We start from the raw sequence: 20,339 nt of genomic DNA on the forward strand, positions 1-20,339 counted from the left end.
ATCGAAGCCAAAAGGAAGTTGAAAAAGAGGTGTTGACAGCAGCGTGTAACGCTGTAGAATTCGCCTCCCGCTGACGAGAGATCGGAAGCGCAAGTGGTTGAAGTTGTTGAGAAAACCCTCGAAAACTTCTGAAAATAACCACTTGACAGCAAATGAGGCTGCTGTAGAATGCGCGCCTCGGTTGAGACGAAAGATCTTAACCAACCGCTCTTTAACAACTGAATCAAGCAATTCGTGTGGGTGCTTGTGGAGTCAGACTGATAGTCAACAAGATTATCAGCATCACAAGTTACTCCGCGAGAAATCAAAGATGTAACCAACGATTGCTGAGCCAAGTTTAGGGTTTCTTAAAAACCCAAAGATGTTTGAACTGAAGAGTTTGATCATGGCTCAGATTGAACGCTGGCGGCAGGCCTAACACATGCAAGTCGAGCGGTAGAGAGAAGCTTGCTTCTCTTGAGAGCGGCGGACGGGTGAGTAATGCCTAGGAATCTGCCTGGTAGTGGGGGATAACGTTCGGAAACGGACGCTAATACCGCATACGTCCTACGGGAGAAAGCAGGGGACCTTCGGGCCTTGCGCTATCAGATGAGCCTAGGTCGGATTAGCTAGTTGGTGGGGTAATGGCTCACCAAGGCGACGATCCGTAACTGGTCTGAGAGGATGATCAGTCACACTGGAACTGAGACACGGTCCAGACTCCTACGGGAGGCAGCAGTGGGGAATATTGGACAATGGGCGAAAGCCTGATCCAGCCATGCCGCGTGTGTGAAGAAGGTCTTCGGATTGTAAAGCACTTTAAGTTGGGAGGAAGGGTTGTAGATTAATACTCTGCAATTTTGACGTTACCGACAGAATAAGCACCGGCTAACTCTGTGCCAGCAGCCGCGGTAATACAGAGGGTGCAAGCGTTAATCGGAATTACTGGGCGTAAAGCGCGCGTAGGTGGTTAGTTAAGTTGGATGTGAAATCCCCGGGCTCAACCTGGGAACTGCATTCAAAACTGACTGACTAGAGTATGGTAGAGGGTGGTGGAATTTCCTGTGTAGCGGTGAAATGCGTAGATATAGGAAGGAACACCAGTGGCGAAGGCGACCACCTGGACTGATACTGACACTGAGGTGCGAAAGCGTGGGGAGCAAACAGGATTAGATACCCTGGTAGTCCACGCCGTAAACGATGTCAACTAGCCGTTGGGAGCCTTGAGCTCTTAGTGGCGCAGCTAACGCATTAAGTTGACCGCCTGGGGAGTACGGCCGCAAGGTTAAAAACTCAAATGAATTGACGGGGGGCCCGCACAAGCGGTGGAGCATGTGGTTTAATTCGAAGCAACGCGAAGAACCTTACCAGGCCTTGACATCCAATGAACTTTCTAGAGATAGATTGGTGCCTTCGGGAACATTGAGACAGGTGCTGCATGGCTGTCGTCAGCTCGTGTCGTGAGATGTTGGGTTAAGTCCCGTAACGAGCGCAACCCTTGTCCTTAGTTACCAGCACGTCATGGTGGGCACTCTAAGGAGACTGCCGGTGACAAACCGGAGGAAGGTGGGGATGACGTCAAGTCATCATGGCCCTTACGGCCTGGGCTACACACGTGCTACAATGGTCGGTACAGAGGGTTGCCAAGCCGCGAGGTGGAGCTAATCCCACAAAACCGATCGTAGTCCGGATCGCAGTCTGCAACTCGACTGCGTGAAGTCGGAATCGCTAGTAATCGCGAATCAGAATGTCGCGGTGAATACGTTCCCGGGCCTTGTACACACCGCCCGTCACACCATGGGAGTGGGTTGCACCAGAAGTAGCTAGTCTAACCTTCGGGAGGACGGTTACCACGGTGTGATTCATGACTGGGGTGAAGTCGTAACAAGGTAGCCGTAGGGGAACCTGCGGCTGGATCACCTCCTTAATCGACGACATCAGCTGCTCCATAAGTTCCCACACGAATTGCTTGATTCATTGAAGAAGACGAAAAGAAGCAGCCCGAAATTGGGTCTGTAGCTCAGTTGGTTAGAGCGCACCCCTGATAAGGGTGAGGTCGGCAGTTCGAATCTGCCCAGACCCACCAATTTTGTGTGGGAAACGCCTGTAGAAATACGGGGCCATAGCTCAGCTGGGAGAGCGCCTGCCTTGCACGCAGGAGGTCAACGGTTCGATCCCGTTTGGCTCCACCACTACTGCTTCTGTTTGTATAAAGCTTAGAAATGAGCATTCCATCGTTGTGATGGTGAATGTTGATTTCTAGTCTTTGACTAGTTCGTTCTTTAAAAATTTGGGTATGTGATAGAAAGATAGACTGAACGTTACTTTCACTGGTAACGGATCAGGCTAAGGTAAAATTTGTGAGTTACTCGTAACTGAGTATTATCGAATTTTCGGCGAATGTTGTCTTCATAGTATAACCAGATTGCTTGGGGTTATATGGTCAAGTGAAGAAGCGCATACGGTGGATGCCTTGGCAGTCAGAGGCGATGAAAGACGTGGTAGCCTGCGAAAAGCTTCGGGGAGTCGGCAAACAGACTTTGATCCGGAGATGTCTGAATGGGGGAACCCAGCCATCATAAGATGGTTATCTTACGCTGAATACATAGGCGTAAGAGGCGAACCAGGGGAACTGAAACATCTAAGTACCCTGAGGAAAAGAAATCAACCGAGATTCCCTTAGTAGTGGCGAGCGAACGGGGACTAGCCCTTAAGTGGCTTTGAGATTAGCGGAACGCTCTGGAAAGTGCGGCCATAGTGGGTGATAGCCCTGTACGCGAAAATCTCTTAGTCATGAAATCGAGTAGGACGGAGCACGAGAAACTTTGTCTGAATATGGGGGGACCATCCTCCAAGGCTAAATACTACTGACTGACCGATAGTGAACTAGTACCGTGAGGGAAAGGCGAAAAGAACCCCGGAGAGGGGAGTGAAATAGATCCTGAAACCGTATGCGTACAAGCAGTGGGAGCCCACTTTGTTGGGTGACTGCGTACCTTTTGTATAATGGGTCAGCGACTTATTTTCAGTGGCGAGCTTAACCGAATAGGGGAGGCGTAGCGAAAGCGAGTCTTAATAGGGCGTCTAGTCGCTGGGAATAGACCCGAAACCGGGCGATCTATCCATGGGCAGGTTGAAGGTTGGGTAACACTAACTGGAGGACCGAACCGACTACCGTTGAAAAGTTAGCGGATGACCTGTGGATCGGAGTGAAAGGCTAATCAAGCTCGGAGATAGCTGGTTCTCCTCGAAAGCTATTTAGGTAGCGCCTCATGTATCACTGTAGGGGGGTAGAGCACTGTTTCGGCTAGGGGGTCATCCCGACTTACCAAACCGATGCAAACTCCGAATACCTACAAGTGCCGAGCATGGGAGACACACGGCGGGTGCTAACGTCCGTCGTGAAAAGGGAAACAACCCAGACCGTCAGCTAAGGTCCCAAAGTTATGGTTAAGTGGGAAACGATGTGGGAAGGCTTAGACAGCTAGGAGGTTGGCTTAGAAGCAGCCACCCTTTAAAGAAAGCGTAATAGCTCACTAGTCGAGTCGGCCTGCGCGGAAGATGTAACGGGGCTCAAACCATACACCGAAGCTACGGGTATCATCTTCGGATGATGCGGTAGAGGAGCGTTCTGTAAGCCTGTGAAGGTGAGTTGAGAAGCTTGCTGGAGGTATCAGAAGTGCGAATGCTGACATGAGTAACGACAATGGGTGTGAAAAACACCCACGCCGAAAGACCAAGGTTTCCTGCGCAACGTTAATCGACGCAGGGTTAGTCGGTCCCTAAGGCGAGGCTGAAAAGCGTAGTCGATGGAAAACAGGTTAATATTCCTGTACTTCTGGTTATTGCGATGGAGGGACGGAGAAGGCTAGGCCAGCTTGGCGTTGGTTGTCCAAGTTTAAGGTGGTAGGCTGGAATCTTAGGTAAATCCGGGATTCTAAGGCCGAGAGCTGATGACGAGTTACCCTTTGGGTGACGAAGTGGTTGATGCCATGCTTCCAAGAAAAGCTTCTAAGCTTCAGGTAACCAGGAACCGTACCCCAAACCGACACAGGTGGTTGGGTAGAGAATACCAAGGCGCTTGAGAGAACTCGGGTGAAGGAACTAGGCAAAATGGCACCGTAACTTCGGGAGAAGGTGCGCCGGTGAGGGTGAAGGACTTGCTCCGTAAGCTCATGCCGGTCGAAGATACCAGGCCGCTGCGACTGTTTATTAAAAACACAGCACTCTGCAAACACGAAAGTGGACGTATAGGGTGTGACGCCTGCCCGGTGCCGGAAGGTTAATTGATGGGGTTAGCTAACGCGAAGCTCTTGATCGAAGCCCCGGTAAACGGCGGCCGTAACTATAACGGTCCTAAGGTAGCGAAATTCCTTGTCGGGTAAGTTCCGACCTGCACGAATGGCGTAACGATGGCGGCGCTGTCTCCACCCGAGACTCAGTGAAATTGAAATCGCTGTGAAGATGCAGTGTATCCGCGGCTAGACGGAAAGACCCCGTGAACCTTTACTATAGCTTTGCACTGGACTTTGAATTTGCTTGTGTAGGATAGGTGGGAGGCTTTGAAGCGTGGACGCCAGTTCGCGTGGAGCCAACCTTGAAATACCACCCTGGCAACTTTGAGGTTCTAACTCAGGTCCGTTATCCGGATCGAGGACAGTGTATGGTGGGTAGTTTGACTGGGGCGGTCTCCTCCTAAAGAGTAACGGAGGAGTACGAAGGTGCGCTCAGACCGGTCGGAAATCGGTCGTAGAGTATAAAGGCAAAAGCGCGCTTGACTGCGAGACAGACACGTCGAGCAGGTACGAAAGTAGGTCTTAGTGATCCGGTGGTTCTGTATGGAAGGGCCATCGCTCAACGGATAAAAGGTACTCCGGGGATAACAGGCTGATACCGCCCAAGAGTTCATATCGACGGCGGTGTTTGGCACCTCGATGTCGGCTCATCACATCCTGGGGCTGAAGCCGGTCCCAAGGGTATGGCTGTTCGCCATTTAAAGTGGTACGCGAGCTGGGTTTAGAACGTCGTGAGACAGTTCGGTCCCTATCTGCCGTGGACGTTTGAGATTTGAGAGGGGCTGCTCCTAGTACGAGAGGACCGGAGTGGACGAACCTCTGGTGTTCCGGTTGTCACGCCAGTGGCATTGCCGGGTAGCTATGTTCGGAATAGATAACCGCTGAAAGCATCTAAGCGGGAAACTAGCCTCAAGATGAGATCTCACTGGAACCTTGAGTTCCCTGAAGGGCCGTCGAAGACTACGACGTTGATAGGTTGGGTGTGTAAGCGCTGTGAGGCGTTGAGCTAACCAATACTAATTGCCCGTGAGGCTTGACCATATAACACCCAAGCAATTTGCGTCGAAAGGCCAGATTGCGGTGTGTGAAGACGAAATGAACCGAAAGTTCGATCTTGCAAACACCGACTTCTATTACATACCCAATTTGCTGAAGCGAGGCATTCTTGCCACGACTCAGTCCCCGAATTTCTTGACGACCATAGAGCATTGGAACCACCTGATCCCATCCCGAACTCAGTAGTGAAACGATGCATCGCCGATGGTAGTGTGGGGTTTCCCCATGTGAGAGTAGGTCATCGTCAAGATTAAATTCCGAAACCCCAATTGCGAAAGCAGTTGGGGTTTTGTTTTGGGCGGTCGAAAAGGTTATGGCATATCGCTACTGTTCACCCCGACAAATTTGCACAGTTATTTCTGAACCAGAACACTAGAATAGACGCCTGATCATTTTAGACTTAGAGCCCTATATGTCCGACCCGGTTGATATCACCCAGGTGTCCGACCTACCGCTAGAGGACCTGGTTGCCTGCCACGAGTGCGACTTGCTGATGCGCAAGCCAGAGCTTGCACACGGTGAAAAGGCCCTGTGCCCCCGCTGTGGTTATGAGATGTACGCCCACCGCTACAATGTCGTCGAGCGCAGCCTGGCCTTGGTGATCGCAGCTTTATTGCTATACGTCCCGGCGAACTTTCTACCCATCATGCAGCTCAATCTACTCGGGCAGTCTTCTGAAGACACGGTCTGGAGCGGCGTAGTCGCCCTGTTTAATACCGGCATGCAAGGCGTCGCCGTGGTGGTGTTCCTGTGCAGCATGGGCATTCCATTGCTTAAGTTACTGTGCCAACTGGCGGTCTTGCTCAGCATTCGTTGGAACGTAGGCCGCAACTACGGCCTGTTGCTGTACCGCATTTATCACCATCTGCGCGATTGGGGGATGCTTGAGGTCTACCTGATGGGCGTACTGGTGGCGATCGTAAAATTGGCCGACATGGCCGCCCTCAGCATCGGCCTGGGACTGGCCTGTTTTGTCAGCCTGTTGATGGTCCAGGTACTGTTGGAGGTGGTCATGTCACCTCATCAGATCTGGCAAGCGTTGTCCGGGGAGGACGAACATGCGGGCGATTGATGCTGGCATTCTGATTTGTACCGAATGTCACGAATTAAACAGGCAGGACCCAGACACCGACGAGCAAACCTGTACCCGTTGCGGTGCGCTGGTCCACGCTCGCCGTCCGAACAGCCTGATGCGCACTTGGGCACTGCTGATTACTGCGGCAATTCTGTACATCCCGGCTAACCTGTTGCCTATCATGACGGTCAACTCCCTGGGGCAGGGCGCGCCGAGCACTATCATGGCCGGCGTGATCGAACTGGTTCAGCACGGTATGTTCCCGATTGCCGCCGTGGTGTTTATTGCCAGTATCCTGGTACCAACCTTCAAGCTGGTAGGCATCGCGCTGCTGTTGTTCTCGGTGCAGCGTCACCAGCCGCTTTCTGCCCGACAACGCATTATCATGTACCGCTTTATCGAATTCATCGGCCGCTGGTCCATGCTGGATATCTTCGTGATCGCTATTCTGGTTGCGGTCGTAAACTTTGGGCGACTTGCCAGTATCGAGGCCAATCTCGGTGCTGTGGCATTCGCCAGTGTGGTGATTTTGACGATGCTTGCTGCAGTAACTTTCGATCCCCGACTGATTTGGGATAACACGGAGTCGGACGACGACCATGACTGATTTGCCAAAGGCTAAAACCCGCCCCGCTTCGAACTGGTCGGCCATTTGGGTGCTGCCGTTGATCGCCCTGGTGATTGGCGGCTGGCTCGGGTGGCGTGCCTATACCCAGACGGGCATCGAGATTCAGGTGCGCTTTGAAAGCGGTGAGGGCATTCAGGTCAACAAGACCGAAGTGGTCTACAAAGGTATGACCGTGGGTAAGGTCAAAACCCTGGCCCTGGATGACGAGGGCAGCAATCGCGGGGTGATTGCCACCATCGAGATGAACAAGGATGTCGAGCAATATCTCAAGGCCAATACGCGCTTCTGGCTGGTCAAGCCCAGCGTTAGCCTGGCTGGCATTACCGGCTTGGAAACCCTGGTCTCGGGCAACTATATCGCCGCCAGCCCCGGCGACGGTGAGCCCACGCGCAAATTCAAGGCGCTCTCCGAAGAGCCGCCATTATCCGACGCCAAGCCCGGCCTGCACCTGACCGTCAAGGCCGAACGGCTCGGTTCGCTCGACCGTGGCAGCCCGGTGTTCTACAAACAGATCCAGGTCGGCCAGGTCAAAAGCTACCTGCTGTCCGCCGATCAAAACACCGTAGAGGTAAAGATCTACATCGAGCCAACCTACGCCAGTCTGGTGCGCAAACATACGCGCTTCTGGAATGCCAGCGGTATCAGCATCGACGCCAACCTGTCCGGGGTCAAAGTCCGCAGCGAGTCCCTGGCCAGCATCGTTTCCGGGGGCATCGCCTTCGCCACGCCGGAAAATCGCAAGGACAGCCCGCCCACCGATCCGAGCCTGCCGTTCCGCCTTTACGAAGACTTCGATGCCGCCGCAGCGGGTATCCGGGTCAAGGTCAAACTCAGTGACTTCGAGGGCCTGCAGGCAGGTCGCACCCCTGTGATGTACAAAGGTATCCAGGTCGGCAGCCTCAAGGCCCTGAAGGTGGACTCTGACCTATCCAGCGCCAGCGCCGACCTGACCCTCGACCCGTTGGCTGAGGACTACTTGGTAGAAGGCACCCAGTTCTGGGTGGTCAAACCGTCCATTTCCCTGGCGGGCATTACCGGTCTGGAAGCCTTGGTCAAAGGCAACTACATCGCTATCCGTCCCGGCGACAAAGGCGCTAGCCCCCAGCGCGAATTTGTCGCCCGGCCCAAGGCGCCACCGTTGGACCTGCGCTCCCCAGGCTTGCATCTGGTCCTGCTCACCGAGAGCCTTGGCTCCCTGGAAGTCGGCAGTCCGATCCTCTACAAGCAGGTCAAGGTCGGTTCGGTACAAAGCTATCAGTTCTCGCGCAAGCGCAAACAACTGGTCATCGGCGTGCATATCGAGAAAGAGTACGAAGGCCTGGTCAACGGTTCGACGCGTTTCTGGAACGCCAGTGGCGTGACCCTGACCGGTGGACTCACCGGTGGTATCCAGGTCAAAAGCGAATCCCTGCAAAGCCTGATGGCTGGAGGTATCGCCTTTGAAACCCCAGAGCCGAATGTGCCGCTGAGAAATCGCATCCCGCGTTTCCGCCTGTTTGCCGATCACGAAGCCTCCCGCCAGCGTGGCACCCTGATCACCATCAAGGTCGACCGCGCCGATGGCCTGCGCACCGATACGCCGATCCGCTTCAAAGGCCTGGACGTGGGCAAGATTGAAAGCGTCGATCTGAGCGCGGACATGCAGTCGGTGATGCTCACTGCACGCATCACCGAAGTACCTGAGCGGATCGCCCGTGCCGGCAGCCAGTTCTGGGTGGTCAAGCCCGAGTTGGGCCTGATGAAAACCGCCAACCTGGAAACCCTGGTCACAGGCCAGTACATCGAAGTTCTGCCACCGGTGAAAAGCACCGGCCCGCAAAAGAACTTCGTGGCCCTGGCCCAGCCACCAGAGACCAACGTGCAGGAGGCCGGCTTGAGCCTGGTACTCAGCGCCGCCCGTCGTGGTTCGTTGAAAGTCGGCGTACCGGTCACCTACCGTGAAGTCACCGTGGGCAAGGTCACTGGATACGAGCTGGGCAAGACCGCTGATCGCGTGCTGATCCATGTGCTGATCGAGCCCAAGTACGCACCGTTGGTTCGCAGTGGTAGCCGTTTCTGGAACAGCAGTGGCTTTGGTCTGGACTTCGGCCTGTTCAAAGGCGCGACGGTACGCACCGAATCTTTGGAAACCCTGATTCAGGGCGGGATCGCCTTTGCCACGCCAGACGGCGAGCGCATGGGCAACCCGGCGCTGCCTGAGCAGACTTTCCCGTTGTTCGACAAGTTTGAAGACGAGTGGCTGATCTGGGCGCCGAAGATCCCTCTGGGTAAATAAATCCAGGAGCCACAAAAAAGGCCGCGATCCAAAAGATCGCGGCCTTTTTATTGCTTCACAGGGGCCGGTCAGACCTCATCCAGCTCCGGCTCATCGGCCTGCACATTGACCGTCGCCTTCACCACATCATGGCGGCGGATGTACTTCCAGTCCGCCTCATCAATGTAGATCCCGTTCGGCCCGCTGCCGCCTTCCAGGTCGATCGCCACCTGGGCGGAAACCTGCGGCTTCACACTGGCCAGGATCGGCACAAAGCCCAGTTGCAAGCTGGTTTCCAGCAAGGCTGCCTGGTTCTTCTCGTCGATATCCGCCGCCTCGTCGAGGTAGTAAGGCAGGCGCACACGACCGGCCTGGTCGCGGTCCATCAAGTGCAGCAACAAGTACATGTTGGTCAGCGCCTTGATGGTCATGGTGGTGCCGTTGGACGCGGCGCCATCGATGTCGGTGTGAATGATCGGCTGGCCATTGACCTTGGTAATTTCGAACGCCAATTCAAACAGGTCCTTGAGCCCCAACTGGTTATGGTTGGCGGCGACCAGGCGCGCCAAGTATTCCTTGGCCTCTTCGTTCTTGTTGTCCTGCTCGGCGCTTTGGCTGAGGTCGAACACCGACAGGGTCTCGCCTTCCTCATACTGACCGGCGCTGTGAATGATCTGGTCGATATGCTTGAGCGCTTCCTTGTTCGGTGCCAACACAATACGGAAGCTCTGCAGGTTGGACACCTGGCGCTTGTTGATCTCGCGGTTGAACAGCGCCAACTGATGCTCAAGGCTGTCGTAGTCGCTGCGAATATTGCGCAGGGTCCGCGCGATATCCGTCACCGCCGCACGGCGTGCCTTGCCCAGGGTCAGGGCTTCGTCGGTACGGTGCGCGTAAGCGTTGATCAACAGGTGCAGGCGACGCTCCATATCGTCTTCGCTGTCAAACTTGGCCACGCCTTTGAGACGCACCTGTGCATACAGCGCGTCAATCTGCCCATCAGCACGCAACAAACCCTGCCAGCTATCCTGGTAGTCATTGAGCAGCGGCAGCAGGTTGTCCATGGAGTCGTCGACCGGGTCCATGAACGGCGTGCCGAACGGCAAGTCAGCCGGCAACAACTGGCGACGGCGCAGCGCGTCATCCAGGGTGCGTTGCTTGGCTTCCATATCACCGATCTGCCGCCCGACCAGTTGCAGCTTGGCCGACAGCTGTTGCACGCGCTCGGTAAACGCATCGCTGGAGCGCTTCAACTCGTCCTGCGCGGCTTCCATCTGCGCCAGGTGCTCCAGCTTCTCGCCTTCCTCGGCGCTCAGGGTCTGGCTGCGACGGAAGTCTTCCAGGGCTTTCTGCGCATCCAGCACTTGCTGGTACAGCGCTTCAGTCTGGGTCTTGCTCGCCGCCCGGTCAGACGCTACCGCCTGCTGGGTTTTGAGTTGCTTGAGTTCTTTTTCCAGGCGCTCTTTCTGGTCGCGCAATGCCGCACGATCCGCCAGGGCTTGCAGAGCCGGCGGCTCGATATGCGAGATGTCGATGGACAGCCCCGGTACTTCAAAGCGCTCGCCCTTGAAACCATCGAGGATCAGTTCCAGGGATTTGACCCACTGGCCGTCCTCATCCAGGGTGATGCCATGCTCGCCCAATGGCAGGCTGAACAGCGAACTGTTGAACAGGCGCATCAGACGTTCGACGTCCTGTTGCGAGAATTCTTCCCGCAGTTTGGCGTAGCTGTTGTTGTCGGCGTGATCGAGTTGCTGCTTGACCGACTTCAGGCGTTTTTCCAGATCGCGTAGGCGCTCATCCAGATCCTCGGCGCTGAACTGTCGCGACTGCGCCAGGGCGCCGGCCAGTTCATCGTGAGCATCCTTGGCCGCCAGCAGTTGCTGCTCCAGGACCTTGACGTCATCCACCAGGGCAAAGCGATGCTTGAGCACCGACAACTCGCCCAGCCAGCGTTGAATACCAGTGATTTCCCGCTCCAGGCGCATCAGCTCCTGGGTGCCGCCGCGCTGGTCGTTCTGCAGCGCGTCTTGCTCGTTGCGGTAGTGTTCGGCCTGGATTGTCAGCTCTTCCTTGCGTGCACTGGCGTAGTCCGACCAGGTGCCTAGCAACGAGTCGAGCAATGGCGACAAGCGATGCAGCTTGCCACGCAGGATATCGCGCTGTTTCACGCCATTGGCCAAGGCTTCGACCAAGGGGCCGGCGGCGACCAGGGAGTTGTAGTCCTGCTCCATGCGCCGCACATCGCGGAAGGCTTCTTCGCACGCCGCAATGTAATCGACGCTACCCGAGCGCAGGCTGTGCTCGAACGCATCGAGGAACAGCTGCTTGAGCTTGGCTGCGGTGATTTCGCGCATGTGCAGCAGGTTGATAAACAGTGCGCGGAAGGTCTTCAGGCTCTGCTCGCTGGTAGAACGCAGCGGAATCAGGGTCAGGTCCAGCGGGATCGAAGTATGGCCACCCACCAGCAAGCGTCGCAGTTCATCGGGCTTGAGCTCATAGGCTTTCAGGCCTTCGCGCTCAAGGTTGGTGAACAGCTCTTTCTGGCGCAGGCAGGTGTCGTTTTTCTGATAGTGGGCCAGGTCCAGCTTGCCGGCGTAGGCAAAGAACTGGTGACCGAAGCCGCCACCCGGGCCGCGACCGACCACGCCGATCACATGTGGGCCGTGGGGCAGGGACACTTCGACAAGGATGTAGCTGGTGTCGGTGGCAAAGTAGAAGCGTCGCGACTGCTCAAGGGTGTACTTGCCGAAGCTCATGTCCGACATGCGTGCCAGGATCGGGAACTGCAAAGCGTTGATCGACGCCGATTTACCGAGGTTGTTCGCGCCATACACCGACAGCGGCTCTTCCAGCGGGAACAGGCCCAGGCTGTAGCCGGCGGTATTCAATAGGGCGAAGCGGCGAATGCCGTAGCGTTCCTTGCTCATGCATCGGTCTCCTGTTCTTCGGCAATGGCGCGGGCCAGGGCGTCTTCCTCGCTTTGTGCTTCAAATTCGCTCAAGTCCAGCGGGTCATCGGTCTGCAGCAGTTTTTCATCGCTGTCTTCGTCGATGATCACCGGCGCCGGCAACGGCAGCACGCTGTGCACGCTGGCTGCCAGGTCGCGGTCAGCCTGGACCGATAGGCACACGTCGAGGAAACGGTGCATCGGTGGCAGGAAGCGATAAATACCGTTGTCTTCACTGGCAAACCCGAGCTGGGTCATGCGGCGCATGATTTTTTCTTCCAGCTCCTCAACGGTCTGCACCTCGGCCTGGATAAACAGGTCACGGTACTTCTCCAGCAACGATGGCAATTCATCGCGGCCCAGGCTGCCACCATCGAGCACGGCAATCGGGTCGCGGCCCTGGTCGGCCAGGTGCTCGACGATGATGAAGGTAAACAACGCCAGGCGCTGCGCGGTCTTGTTCACCTGCGCGGCGGCCACGGCAGTGTCCGGGACGAAGTAGTAGAACCCCCGGGTATCGCACACCAGCTCAAAGCCCAGGGCCTTGAACAGCGTGCGGTACTGGTCCTGGAAGTTCGACAATTGCGCGTACAACTCCGGGTCGCGGCGGCTGACGTGGTAACCCTTGAACAACTCGCGAAAGATCGGCGCCAGTTGGGACAGTTCGGATAGATCAAGATGCATGAGGTGTGCTCGCAGAGTGCTCGGCCGCGTCGCTGGCCGGGAGCAGGGCGAATGAGCGCAGGCTGACCTGGTGCTCGTGAGTATGGTAATCCCGGCGTTCCAGGCGCTCGCGCTTGAAACGCTTCTCCCGCGACAGGCGCGAGAACCAGTACAGCAACTCGTCGGTGGCACCGTCCGGTTCCTGCTCCAGCAGCCAGGTCATCAGGTCCGGCATCGGCAGGGCGTCTTCGCAACGCTCCAGCATCTCCTTGACCGTACGCGGCGCACGCTGGGCTTCGCCCTTGTGGGATTTGTGCGCCTTGGGGAAACGCGCCGGTTTAGGTTCGAAGTTAGCCAGGGCATATACATAGGCTTCAACCTGGCTGGCACTGCCCAGGAAGGTGCTTTGTGGCCGGGTAAACATCGGCATCGCCGCTTGCGGCACCGCGTCCAGGCCCTTGCGTCGGATCGCCGACAGGGCCAGCGCCGCACCACGGGTCACGGCGTTGTGCCGGCGCGCCTCTTCGCGCAGCGGCAGCAGCAGCTCGCGGGCATGACGCAAGGTCAACTGGGCGCTGGTCTGCATTTCGAGGATGCGCGCGTGGGTGCGCAACAACATATCGTCGTCCACCAGGTGGCCCAGGCGCTGCTGCTCGGTGAGCATGCGCAGCAGCACGTTTTCCACCTTGCGTACGCCTTGTTCGAAGGCGCCGTCGGCATTCACCAGTTGAATCATCGGCTCGACGTACTCGTCCCAGGTCGCCAGGACCTCGGCATAGCGCTGGCGCAACGGGATTTGCCGGTCACTGGTCTTGGCGCGGTCGGCCACGGCAGCGAGGGCCTGTTCGTCGTTGGCGAGTTTTTTCAGCACGTCGCGCACGCGCATGTCCAGCAGCCGCAGTTGGCGGGCCAGGTCATGGCCGTCGCGGATGTCGAAGGCGTCCTGGATATAACCGGCCAGGCGCTCGAGGTGGCGCAGGTAGGCTTCGATTTCCAGGCACAGGCCTAGCCGGTGCTCCTTGCGAAGATAGGCCAGGAAGTCATGGATCTGCGCGTTGAGCTCGAAACGGTTCGGGCTCTTGGCCACAGGCACCAGGATATCCAGGCGAATCCACACGTCCAGCAGGCTGGTGATGTCCTGTGGCGTGCTGTCCAGTTGTTGGGCGGCCAGTTGCGCGCGCAACTCGCCAAGGCTCAGGGTGCCTTGGTCGAAGTGTTCGCACAGTGGCTCAAGCAGGGCCCAGTGTTCGGCGAGGGCGCGCAAGACGCGCTTGGGTTCGATCATCGGAATGGCCGGCTGGTTGGCGATTAAAAGCAGCGATTGTACTGCATCAGACGCGGGATTTATCCACAGCCGGTCAGGGCGCCTTCGCGATGGGCGGTCAGGAATGCAGAGAAAAGCATCAACGGTGGGCGATCATCGTCGAAGGGCGGTAGAATCCACGCTCTTTAGTTATCCACAAGTGGCCGAGCCTTGCTTATCGAGTCCCGACGTCGCGCTTACTTGACCGCCATGCAGGTGGTCAACTGGCTGCCGCGCACCGAATTGCCCTTTGCCGCCCCGTCGCGGCCCGAACTGCTGCAAGCGCTGGAACCGTTCGAGCCATTCGACGCCTCGGGCGAGGAAGCAGCGGCGCCGGTTGCGGTGGTCAAGCCCGCGGCTGAAGCAGCCGTGCGGCCATCGGAGCGGGTCAAGATCGAAGTGCCACGCCCTTCGACGGCGCCCAAGCCCGTTGCAGCGGCTGACGATACCCCGGCCCCGGTGGCCAAGGCCCCGGTCGTACCGCCACCGCGTTTTGCCTTGCAACTGTTGCGGGCCGGGCGCTGTTTGGTGTTGGTGGAGTTGCCGACCGGCGAACGTTTCCAGGCCCGCGATCCTGCCTATCTGCTGCTCAAGGACATGCTGCGCGCCGCCGGCCTGCCCGACAGCCCGCAGATCGTCGGCGAGCCCGTGCGCTGGCCGCTGCTGGTGCGCGGCAATATGGACCAGGGGCCGGACGCCGCACGTGACTTCGTGCAAGGCTTTGTTTCGGCCCGCCTGGAAGATGAACCCTGCGTGTGCCTGTGGCTGATCGGTCTGCCTGCCGTGCGATTTGCCGGCGAAGCCAATGCCGAGGCCTGGTACCGCGAACTGCAGGTCGAAGGCCTGGGCTCGGTCTGGGCCTTGCCGGGCCTGGAATTATTAATGGAAGAGCCACAGCGTAAGGCTGATGTCTGGCAAGCCATGCGCCGGCTGATGGCGCGCTGGAAAACAACCGATGAGTGAGGCTTTATCCTTCCGCCCGATGACCGAGGCTGACCTCGACGCCGTGCTGAAAATCGAATACGCGGCGTTCAGCCACCCCTGGACCCGTGGCATCTTTCTCGACGGGCTGGGCAAGTACCAGATCTGGTTGATGTTCGAAGGCGAGCAACAGGTGGGCCACGGGGTGGTGCAGATCATCCTCGATGAAGCGCATTTGTTGAACATTACCGTCAAACCGGAAAACCAGGGCCGTGGCCTGGGCCTGGCGCTTCTGGAGCACCTGATGTCCCGCGCCTATGCCGCCAACGCCCGGGAGTGCTTCCTGGAAGTGCGCGACAGCAATACCGGCGCGTTCCGCCTGTATGAACGCTACGGTTTCAACGAAATCGGCCGTCGCCGCGATTACTACCCTGCCGTCGGTGGTCGCGAAGACGCAGTCGTCATGGCTTGCACCCTAGTCGACTAAACACCCGACCCCCTGTAGGCGCTGGCAAGGGCCAGGTGTATCAGCGGTTGCCGTCTATCGGGTCAATATCGGCCAACTCAGCCTCATCCAACCCATTGCCGCCGCCTATCTCATCTTCATCGACGATACTCAGGTCCCAATCGGCCTGTTCGCCGTCACCTTCTTCCCGGGCATCCCGCGCGCCATCTTCATGGATCAGGGTTTCGGGGCTCATATCATCATCCGTGGGCTCATGATCCGCCGTCGAAGCCCCCGTCATCCCGGCCTCGCGCACCCGTTCGTCGGGTATCAGGTGCTCGCGCTCAGCACGGGGGATCTCATCGCCGATTTCCGCCGTCGGCTCCTGCTCGTCAAAGTCCAGCTCTCGCATCGAGCCCATGCGATCTTCGTTGTCATCTATCGGCTCGGGCTGCGTAGCGCCATACGGACGTCGTGATTGCGTCATGGTCAATCCTCATGCTGTGGGGCTTATAGTGTGTGGACAGGCTCGGCGCTCCAAAGATTCAAGCTAATTTGCGTGCGGCGTGACCTGGGCGAGCGGTTGTCAGTCACAAAACTGCGCATCATTCCTGAGGCTTTCCCTGATGAACGAACTACAAGACCTGCTTGATAACAACGAACGCTGGGCGGATGCGATCAAACAGGAAGATCCCGAATTCTTCGCCAAGCTCGCCCGCCAGCAGACCCCAGAGTATCTGTGGATCGGCTGTTCGGACGCCCGGGTGCCTGCCAACGAGATCGTCGGCATGCTGCCTGGCGACCTGTTTGTACACCGCAACGTGGCCAACGTGGTGCTGCACACCGACCTCAACTGCCTGTCGGTGATCCAGTACGCGGTGGATGTGCTCAAGGTCAAACATATCCTGGTCACCGGCCACTACGGCTGCGGCGGCGTGCGTGCTTCGATGCAGGACCGCCAGTTTGGCCTGATCGACGGTTGGCTGCGCTCGATCCGCGACCTGTACTACGAGAACCGCGAAGTGTTGGCCCAGTTGCCCACCGAAGAAGAACGCGTTGATCGCCTGTGTGAACTCAACGTCATCCAGCAAGTGGCCAATGTCGGTCACACCAGCATTGTGCAGAACGCCTGGCACCGCGGGCAGAGCCTATCGATCCACGGTTGCATTTACGGCATCAAGGACGGTCGCTGGAAAAGCCTCAACGCCACCATCACCGGGTTCGAGCAACTGCCGCCGCAGTACCGCCTTCGCCCGATAGAGGCGATTTAATAGCGTTTGCGTTGGCGCCACTGTTCCATGAACAGTTGGCCTTGCGGGTTCAGCGGCTCTTTTGCGCCGGTGATCCAGCCGCGGCAGTTACCGGCACCGCAGCGGCAAGCGAACTGGCGGAACAGCACATCTTCGGTGGTGGCGTAATCCATCGTCAGCAGCGTGCCGGGGCGAATGGCCTGGATCGACCATAGCTCCAGTTCGCTGATGTCGAGAAACACATTCGGATCGCACGAATGCAGGAGCAGGCCGCTGAACCACGGGTCGTACAAGTGGATGCGCGACGATATCTGCAGCGTATGCAAGTGCCGTTCGCCCAATGCGTACCCGGAGATCTTCGCAATACGTATACGGCTGTCGAAGGCGACGCGGGTCTTGATGCCGGTTCCGCGACCATTGCGGGTGCTTACGACCTCGAACTGCCGGGGCGAGGGGTAACCTTTTTTGGCCAGCAGGTTGGCGAAGGGATAAATACAGTCGATCGCATCAGTTGGCGCATCTTCCATGACTTGGGTTTTCATAGCGTTCCTTGTCGGGCTGCATCGACCTCCTGATGTTGGTGTAACTGCCAGTCATGCAGCAAATGGGCACGATCCAAGATTTACGCAAGTTGCAGCCGATATCTACTGTCAAATCTGACAGTAGATATCGGCGTTTTTTTGCGTAAGCCAATACTCACAAGCAGGACGCTTAAAGGGCGGGGGCTGGCACAGACGCTTCTGGCAGCGGGCTTTTCAGACGCTTGAGCTGAGTCCTCATTGTGACGGTGGCGCATTTTTCCCTGGCCTGGTCGCCGGACAGTTCGCGAATCGAGGTGTAGAACAGCTCGCAAGTCTGTTCCTTGCGTGTTACCTGCCAGGTATTCATGCAGCCCTTGAGCAACACGTTGGGGTCGCTGGCCGGCTTCTGGCCCATGCCGGCCTGCCAGCAGGCCGCGCTCAGGTCCTGGCCCATGACTTTCAGACCGGCCTCGTCGGCCTTCTGTTCGTCACCGTCGTCACCGTCGTAGCTGTCCGGGTTGGCGGCGTACCAGATGTAACTGGGGTGATTGGCCCCCAGTACTGCGACTTTGCTGCCTTCGGCCGGGCTGATCTGCGCCAGGTCCAATACCCCGAGGGTTTGCCCGTACTGTTGCTGGATCCAGCTGCGCACGGGCGCGCCGAAGGCGACCATTGGCAATGAGCCTGTGGGGTGCAAACTCAGTTCCCGGACAATCCGGGTCTGGTACTCGCTGAAATAGCCGTAGACACCTTCCAGGTCCTTGCCCGCCGACGAGGGCGCGGCAATTGGCGCAATATCGATAATGGTCTGGTATTCCGGGGTCTGGGTTGCCGGTATCCCGTTGGCGGTCAGCAACGTAGCCCAGCGATCGGTGGTGGCGGACTCCAGATAGTCCTGGTAATGAGTCAGGGAATAATCCGGCGGGAAATGCATCAACTCGATGCTCTTGCGGTTCTCCAGGGCCATGCCCAACGGCAGGAACAGGTACCAGCTAAATTGCCACTTGCCCTCGCGGTTGAGCCGGCTGGCGCCCTCATAGGCCAGGTCGGCGGTGTTCAGCAACGCAGTCAGGGGTTGGCCATAGCCATCGGGCACGCCGGTAAAGTGGGCCAACACCTGATCCTGTCGGGCTTTCACGCTGACCCTGGCGCGGCTGTAGCCATCTCGCTGCAGGCTCTGGGTCAGGTAATGCTCCACCGTCTGCTCCAGCGTCCATGGCCGAAAACAGATCACCCCGCAATTGTTGGGGTAGGCGAACAATTGCGTGACCCGTTGCGCGCTGCCCAGATTGAGTTCGACATCAGCGTGTAGGACCGTGCTCAAGGTGAGTACGGCGAAGGTGAAGGACAGCCTGATCAGTTTAAACATAGGTGTTTCCTTGTCAGCTAAAGCCCGTCTGCGCGGGATGAATGCCCACCCTCACACAGTAGCGGCTGACCGGGAAAATGCGTCGGGAAATGCGCTTTTTTGCATCCCCCGACACCACTGGCCCCTAAGGCATCACGGGCGGCATGTACTTCAACGTCGTCCCCAACGCCCACAGCAAAAACAGCACCAACGGCGTGTGCACCAGCAACTGCACAAACGAGAAGCCAATCAGGTCCCGTGCCTTGAGCCCCAGCACACCAAGCAACGGCAGCATGTAGAACGGGTTGATCAGGTTCGGCAGCGCCTCGGCAGCGTTATAGATCTGCACGGCCCAGCCCAGGTGATATTGCAGGTCATTGGCCACCTGCATCACATACGGCGCCTCGATGATCCACTTGCCACCGCCCGACGGGATAAAGAACCCCAGGACCGCCGAATACACGCCCATCAGCAGCGCATAGGTGTCGTGTGAAGCGATGGAGGTGAAGAAGGTCGAGATATGGTGGGCCAGGGTCTGGCCATCGCCGCCCTTGACCACGGTCATCAGCGCCGCGATGGAGCCGTACAGCGGAAACTGGATCAACACCCCCGTGGTGGTTGGCACCGCGCGGGCCACTGCGTCGAGGAAGCTGCGCGGGCGCCAGTGCAGCAAGGCGCCGACCATGATGAACAGGAAGTTATAGGTGTTGAGCCCCGAGATAGCGCTGATCGCAGGTTTAGTCGAGAACTCATGGAACAACCAGCCGGCCGCCAGCAGCGCCAGCAAAATGGTGAGCAACGGGCTGTGTTCCAGCCATTCTCCCGGACGGCTTGGCGGCTGTGGCTTGGGCAGGTTGAATGACGGGTCCACACCACAGGCCTTGGCGTCACGCGCAGAGTTGGGGCCCGGTGCGGTGACGTAGGCGATGACCAGCGACACCACGATCAGCGCCAGCAACAGCACGCCCGATTGCCACAAAAAGATGGTGTCGGTGAAGGGAATGGTGCCGGTGATCGCCAGGATCGACGGCGGCAGGCTGGCCGGGTTGGCCTGCAATTGCGCGGCCGAAGACGACAACCCCAGCGCCCACACGGCACCCAGGCCCAGATAGGCCGCCGCGCCGGCAGCGCGATAGTCCATGCGCAAATCCGTGCGCCGGGCCAGCGCCCGCACCAGCAACCCGCCGAACACCAGGGACAGGCCCCAGTTGAGCAGCGAGGCAACCATCGAGATCAGCGCTACCCACGCCACGGCCGAGCGGCCGTTTTTCGGGATACGCGCCAGGCGATCGATCAACTTCACAGCAGGCGGCGAGCTGGCGACCACATAGCCACCAATCACCACGAAGGCCATTTGCATGGTGAACGGTATCAGGCTCCAGAAACCATCGCCAAAGGCCTTGGCGGCGTCGGTGGGCGCAGCGCCCATACCCAGGGCGGCCACGGCGACAATAATCACGGCGAGGGCAGCAAACACCCAAGAGTCAGGAAACCAGCGTTCGGCAAAATTCGAGCAGCGCAGGGCAAAGCGGGCATAGCGGCTTTCTTCGATAGGATCGGCCACGTTATTTACCTCTTGTATTTATTATGGGGCGGATTGAGGGCATCTTGGCCCACGGCCATTTATTTGGGAATGTTGTTATTTTCATGG

13 protein-coding genes, 2 tRNA genes and 3 rRNA genes are annotated in these 20,339 nt (G+C 57.8%); 11 read left to right on the forward strand and 7 right to left on the reverse strand.

Annotated elements, in window-relative coordinates; genetic code table 11:
• The first annotated feature begins 367 nt into the window (after window positions 1-367).
• From JTY93_RS03875 to JTY93_RS03910, 8 genes are all read left to right on the forward strand, one after another.
• Window positions 368-1,906: ribosomal RNA gene (locus JTY93_RS03875) — 16S ribosomal RNA — on the forward strand.
• A gap of 82 nt (window positions 1,907-1,988) precedes the next feature.
• Window positions 1,989-2,065, forward strand: a tRNA-Ile gene (locus JTY93_RS03880).
• Window positions 2,066-2,095: 30 nt separating this feature from the next.
• Window positions 2,096-2,171 (forward strand) — tRNA-Ala (locus JTY93_RS03885).
• A gap of 249 nt (window positions 2,172-2,420) precedes the next feature.
• A 23S ribosomal RNA gene (locus tag JTY93_RS03890) occupies window positions 2,421-5,315 on the forward strand.
• Window positions 5,316-5,464: 149 nt separating this feature from the next.
• A 5S ribosomal RNA gene (gene rrf, locus JTY93_RS03895) occupies window positions 5,465-5,580 on the forward strand.
• The 16S, 23S and 5S rRNA genes sit together here with 2 tRNA genes alongside, the layout of an rRNA operon.
• A 162-nt stretch (window positions 5,581-5,742) precedes the next feature.
• Window positions 5,743-6,402, forward strand: a complete 660-nt coding sequence (locus JTY93_RS03900) for a paraquat-inducible protein A (protein ID WP_169996032.1) — start codon at window positions 5,743-5,745, stop codon at window positions 6,400-6,402.
• A complete protein-coding gene (locus tag JTY93_RS03905; RefSeq protein ID WP_029295837.1) occupies window positions 6,389-7,012 on the forward strand; it encodes a paraquat-inducible protein A in 624 nt (207 codons plus the stop codon). The genes JTY93_RS03900 and JTY93_RS03905 overlap by 14 nt, the downstream gene beginning before the upstream one ends.
• A complete protein-coding gene (locus JTY93_RS03910; RefSeq protein ID WP_205478585.1) occupies window positions 7,005-9,308 on the forward strand; it encodes a PqiB family protein in 2,304 nt (767 codons plus the stop codon). Before JTY93_RS03905 ends, JTY93_RS03910 begins: the two co-directional genes overlap by 8 nt.
• A 68-nt stretch (window positions 9,309-9,376) precedes the next feature.
• Here JTY93_RS03910 and mksF read toward each other — a convergent pair whose 3' ends face one another.
• Genes mksF through mksB form a run of 3 tightly spaced genes read right to left on the reverse strand, consistent with a single transcriptional unit; the run spans window position 9,377 to window position 14,185 of the window.
• Complete coding sequence (gene mksF, locus JTY93_RS03915; protein WP_169996036.1) at window positions 9,377-12,217, reverse strand: Mks condensin complex protein MksF; 2,841 nt, start codon at window positions 12,215-12,217, stop codon at window positions 9,377-9,379.
• A complete protein-coding gene (gene mksE, locus JTY93_RS03920) occupies window positions 12,214-12,921 on the reverse strand; it encodes an Mks condensin complex protein MksE (RefSeq protein WP_205478582.1) in 708 nt (235 codons plus the stop codon). Before mksE ends, mksF begins: the two co-directional genes overlap by 4 nt.
• Window positions 12,911-14,185 carry an Mks condensin complex protein MksB gene (gene mksB / locus JTY93_RS03925; protein WP_029295829.1) on the reverse strand — a complete coding sequence of 425 codons (1,275 nt, stop codon included), beginning with the start codon at window positions 14,183-14,185 and terminating at the stop codon, window positions 12,911-12,913. The genes mksE and mksB overlap by 11 nt, the downstream gene beginning before the upstream one ends.
• Window positions 14,186-14,413: 228 nt before the next feature.
• On the opposite strand from mksB, the gene JTY93_RS03930 reads away from it, so the two are divergent.
• Both JTY93_RS03930 and rimI read left to right on the forward strand, forming a co-directional pair.
• The gene (locus tag JTY93_RS03930; RefSeq protein WP_205478586.1) at window positions 14,414-15,166 is read left to right on the forward strand and encodes a flagellar biosynthesis protein FlhF; all 753 of its coding nucleotides are present in this window, start codon (window positions 14,414-14,416) and stop codon (window positions 15,164-15,166) included.
• A complete protein-coding gene (gene rimI / locus JTY93_RS03935; RefSeq protein WP_003188286.1) occupies window positions 15,159-15,611 on the forward strand; it encodes a ribosomal protein S18-alanine N-acetyltransferase in 453 nt (150 codons plus the stop codon). The genes JTY93_RS03930 and rimI overlap by 8 nt, the downstream gene beginning before the upstream one ends.
• Before the next feature lie 40 nt (window positions 15,612-15,651).
• Here rimI and JTY93_RS03940 read toward each other — a convergent pair whose 3' ends face one another.
• Window positions 15,652-16,056 (reverse strand): serine kinase/phosphatase, encoded by a 405-nt coding sequence (locus JTY93_RS03940; protein ID WP_205478581.1) that lies wholly within the window; start codon window positions 16,054-16,056, stop codon window positions 15,652-15,654.
• A gap of 139 nt (window positions 16,057-16,195) precedes the next feature.
• Here JTY93_RS03940 and can point away from each other — a divergent pair, with 139 nt between their 5' ends.
• A complete protein-coding gene (can, locus tag JTY93_RS03945; RefSeq protein ID WP_029295821.1) occupies window positions 16,196-16,840 on the forward strand; it encodes a carbonate dehydratase in 645 nt (214 codons plus the stop codon).
• Here the strand turns inward: can and JTY93_RS03950 are convergent.
• The 3 genes from JTY93_RS03950 to JTY93_RS03960 all read right to left on the reverse strand — a co-directional run bounded on the left by JTY93_RS03950 (window position 16,837) and on the right by JTY93_RS03960 (window position 20,252).
• Window positions 16,837-17,361, reverse strand: coding sequence for an SET domain-containing protein (locus tag JTY93_RS03950; RefSeq protein WP_205478576.1), 525 nt, complete (start codon window positions 17,359-17,361; stop codon window positions 16,837-16,839). The two genes, can and JTY93_RS03950, sit on opposite strands and share 4 nt — an antisense overlap.
• A gap of 169 nt (window positions 17,362-17,530) precedes the next feature.
• Window positions 17,531-18,709 carry a hypothetical protein gene (locus JTY93_RS03955; RefSeq protein ID WP_205478575.1) on the reverse strand — a complete coding sequence of 393 codons (1,179 nt, stop codon included), beginning with the start codon at window positions 18,707-18,709 and terminating at the stop codon, window positions 17,531-17,533.
• Between the two features lie 124 nt (window positions 18,710-18,833).
• Window positions 18,834-20,252 carry a short-chain fatty acid transporter gene (locus tag JTY93_RS03960; RefSeq protein ID WP_169996046.1) on the reverse strand — a complete coding sequence of 473 codons (1,419 nt, stop codon included), beginning with the start codon at window positions 20,250-20,252 and terminating at the stop codon, window positions 18,834-18,836.
• Window positions 20,253-20,339: the final 87 nt, after the last annotated feature.

This window comes from Pseudomonas hygromyciniae, assembly GCF_016925675.1.
In the GTDB taxonomy this organism is placed as follows: domain Bacteria; phylum Pseudomonadota; class Gammaproteobacteria; order Pseudomonadales; family Pseudomonadaceae; genus Aquipseudomonas; species Aquipseudomonas hygromyciniae.

Excerpts from the sequence above, each read along its gene's own strand:
- can (WP_029295821.1), top strand. The coding sequence starts at position 16,196 with ATGAACGAACTACAAGACCTGCTTGATAACAACGAACGCTGGGCGGAT.
- JTY93_RS03905 (WP_029295837.1), top strand. The coding sequence starts at position 6,389 with ATGCGGGCGATTGATGCTGGCATTCTGATTTGTACCGAATGTCACGAA.
- JTY93_RS03950 (WP_205478576.1), bottom strand. The coding sequence starts at position 17,361 with ATGAAAACCCAAGTCATGGAAGATGCGCCAACTGATGCGATCGACTGT.
- mksE (WP_205478582.1), bottom strand. The coding sequence starts at position 12,921 with ATGCATCTTGATCTATCCGAACTGTCCCAACTGGCGCCGATCTTTCGC.
- JTY93_RS03910 (WP_205478585.1), top strand. The coding sequence starts at position 7,005 with ATGACTGATTTGCCAAAGGCTAAAACCCGCCCCGCTTCGAACTGGTCG.
- JTY93_RS03955 (WP_205478575.1), bottom strand. The coding sequence starts at position 18,709 with ATGTTTAAACTGATCAGGCTGTCCTTCACCTTCGCCGTACTCACCTTG.
- JTY93_RS03900 (WP_169996032.1), top strand. The coding sequence starts at position 5,743 with ATGTCCGACCCGGTTGATATCACCCAGGTGTCCGACCTACCGCTAGAG.
- JTY93_RS03940 (WP_205478581.1), bottom strand. The coding sequence starts at position 16,056 with ATGACGCAATCACGACGTCCGTATGGCGCTACGCAGCCCGAGCCGATA.
- mksB (WP_029295829.1), bottom strand. The coding sequence starts at position 14,185 with ATGATCGAACCCAAGCGCGTCTTGCGCGCCCTCGCCGAACACTGGGCC.
- JTY93_RS03930 (WP_205478586.1), top strand. The coding sequence starts at position 14,414 with ATGCAGGTGGTCAACTGGCTGCCGCGCACCGAATTGCCCTTTGCCGCC.
- rimI (WP_003188286.1), top strand. The coding sequence starts at position 15,159 with ATGAGTGAGGCTTTATCCTTCCGCCCGATGACCGAGGCTGACCTCGAC.
- mksF (WP_169996036.1), bottom strand. The coding sequence starts at position 12,217 with ATGAGCAAGGAACGCTACGGCATTCGCCGCTTCGCCCTATTGAATACC.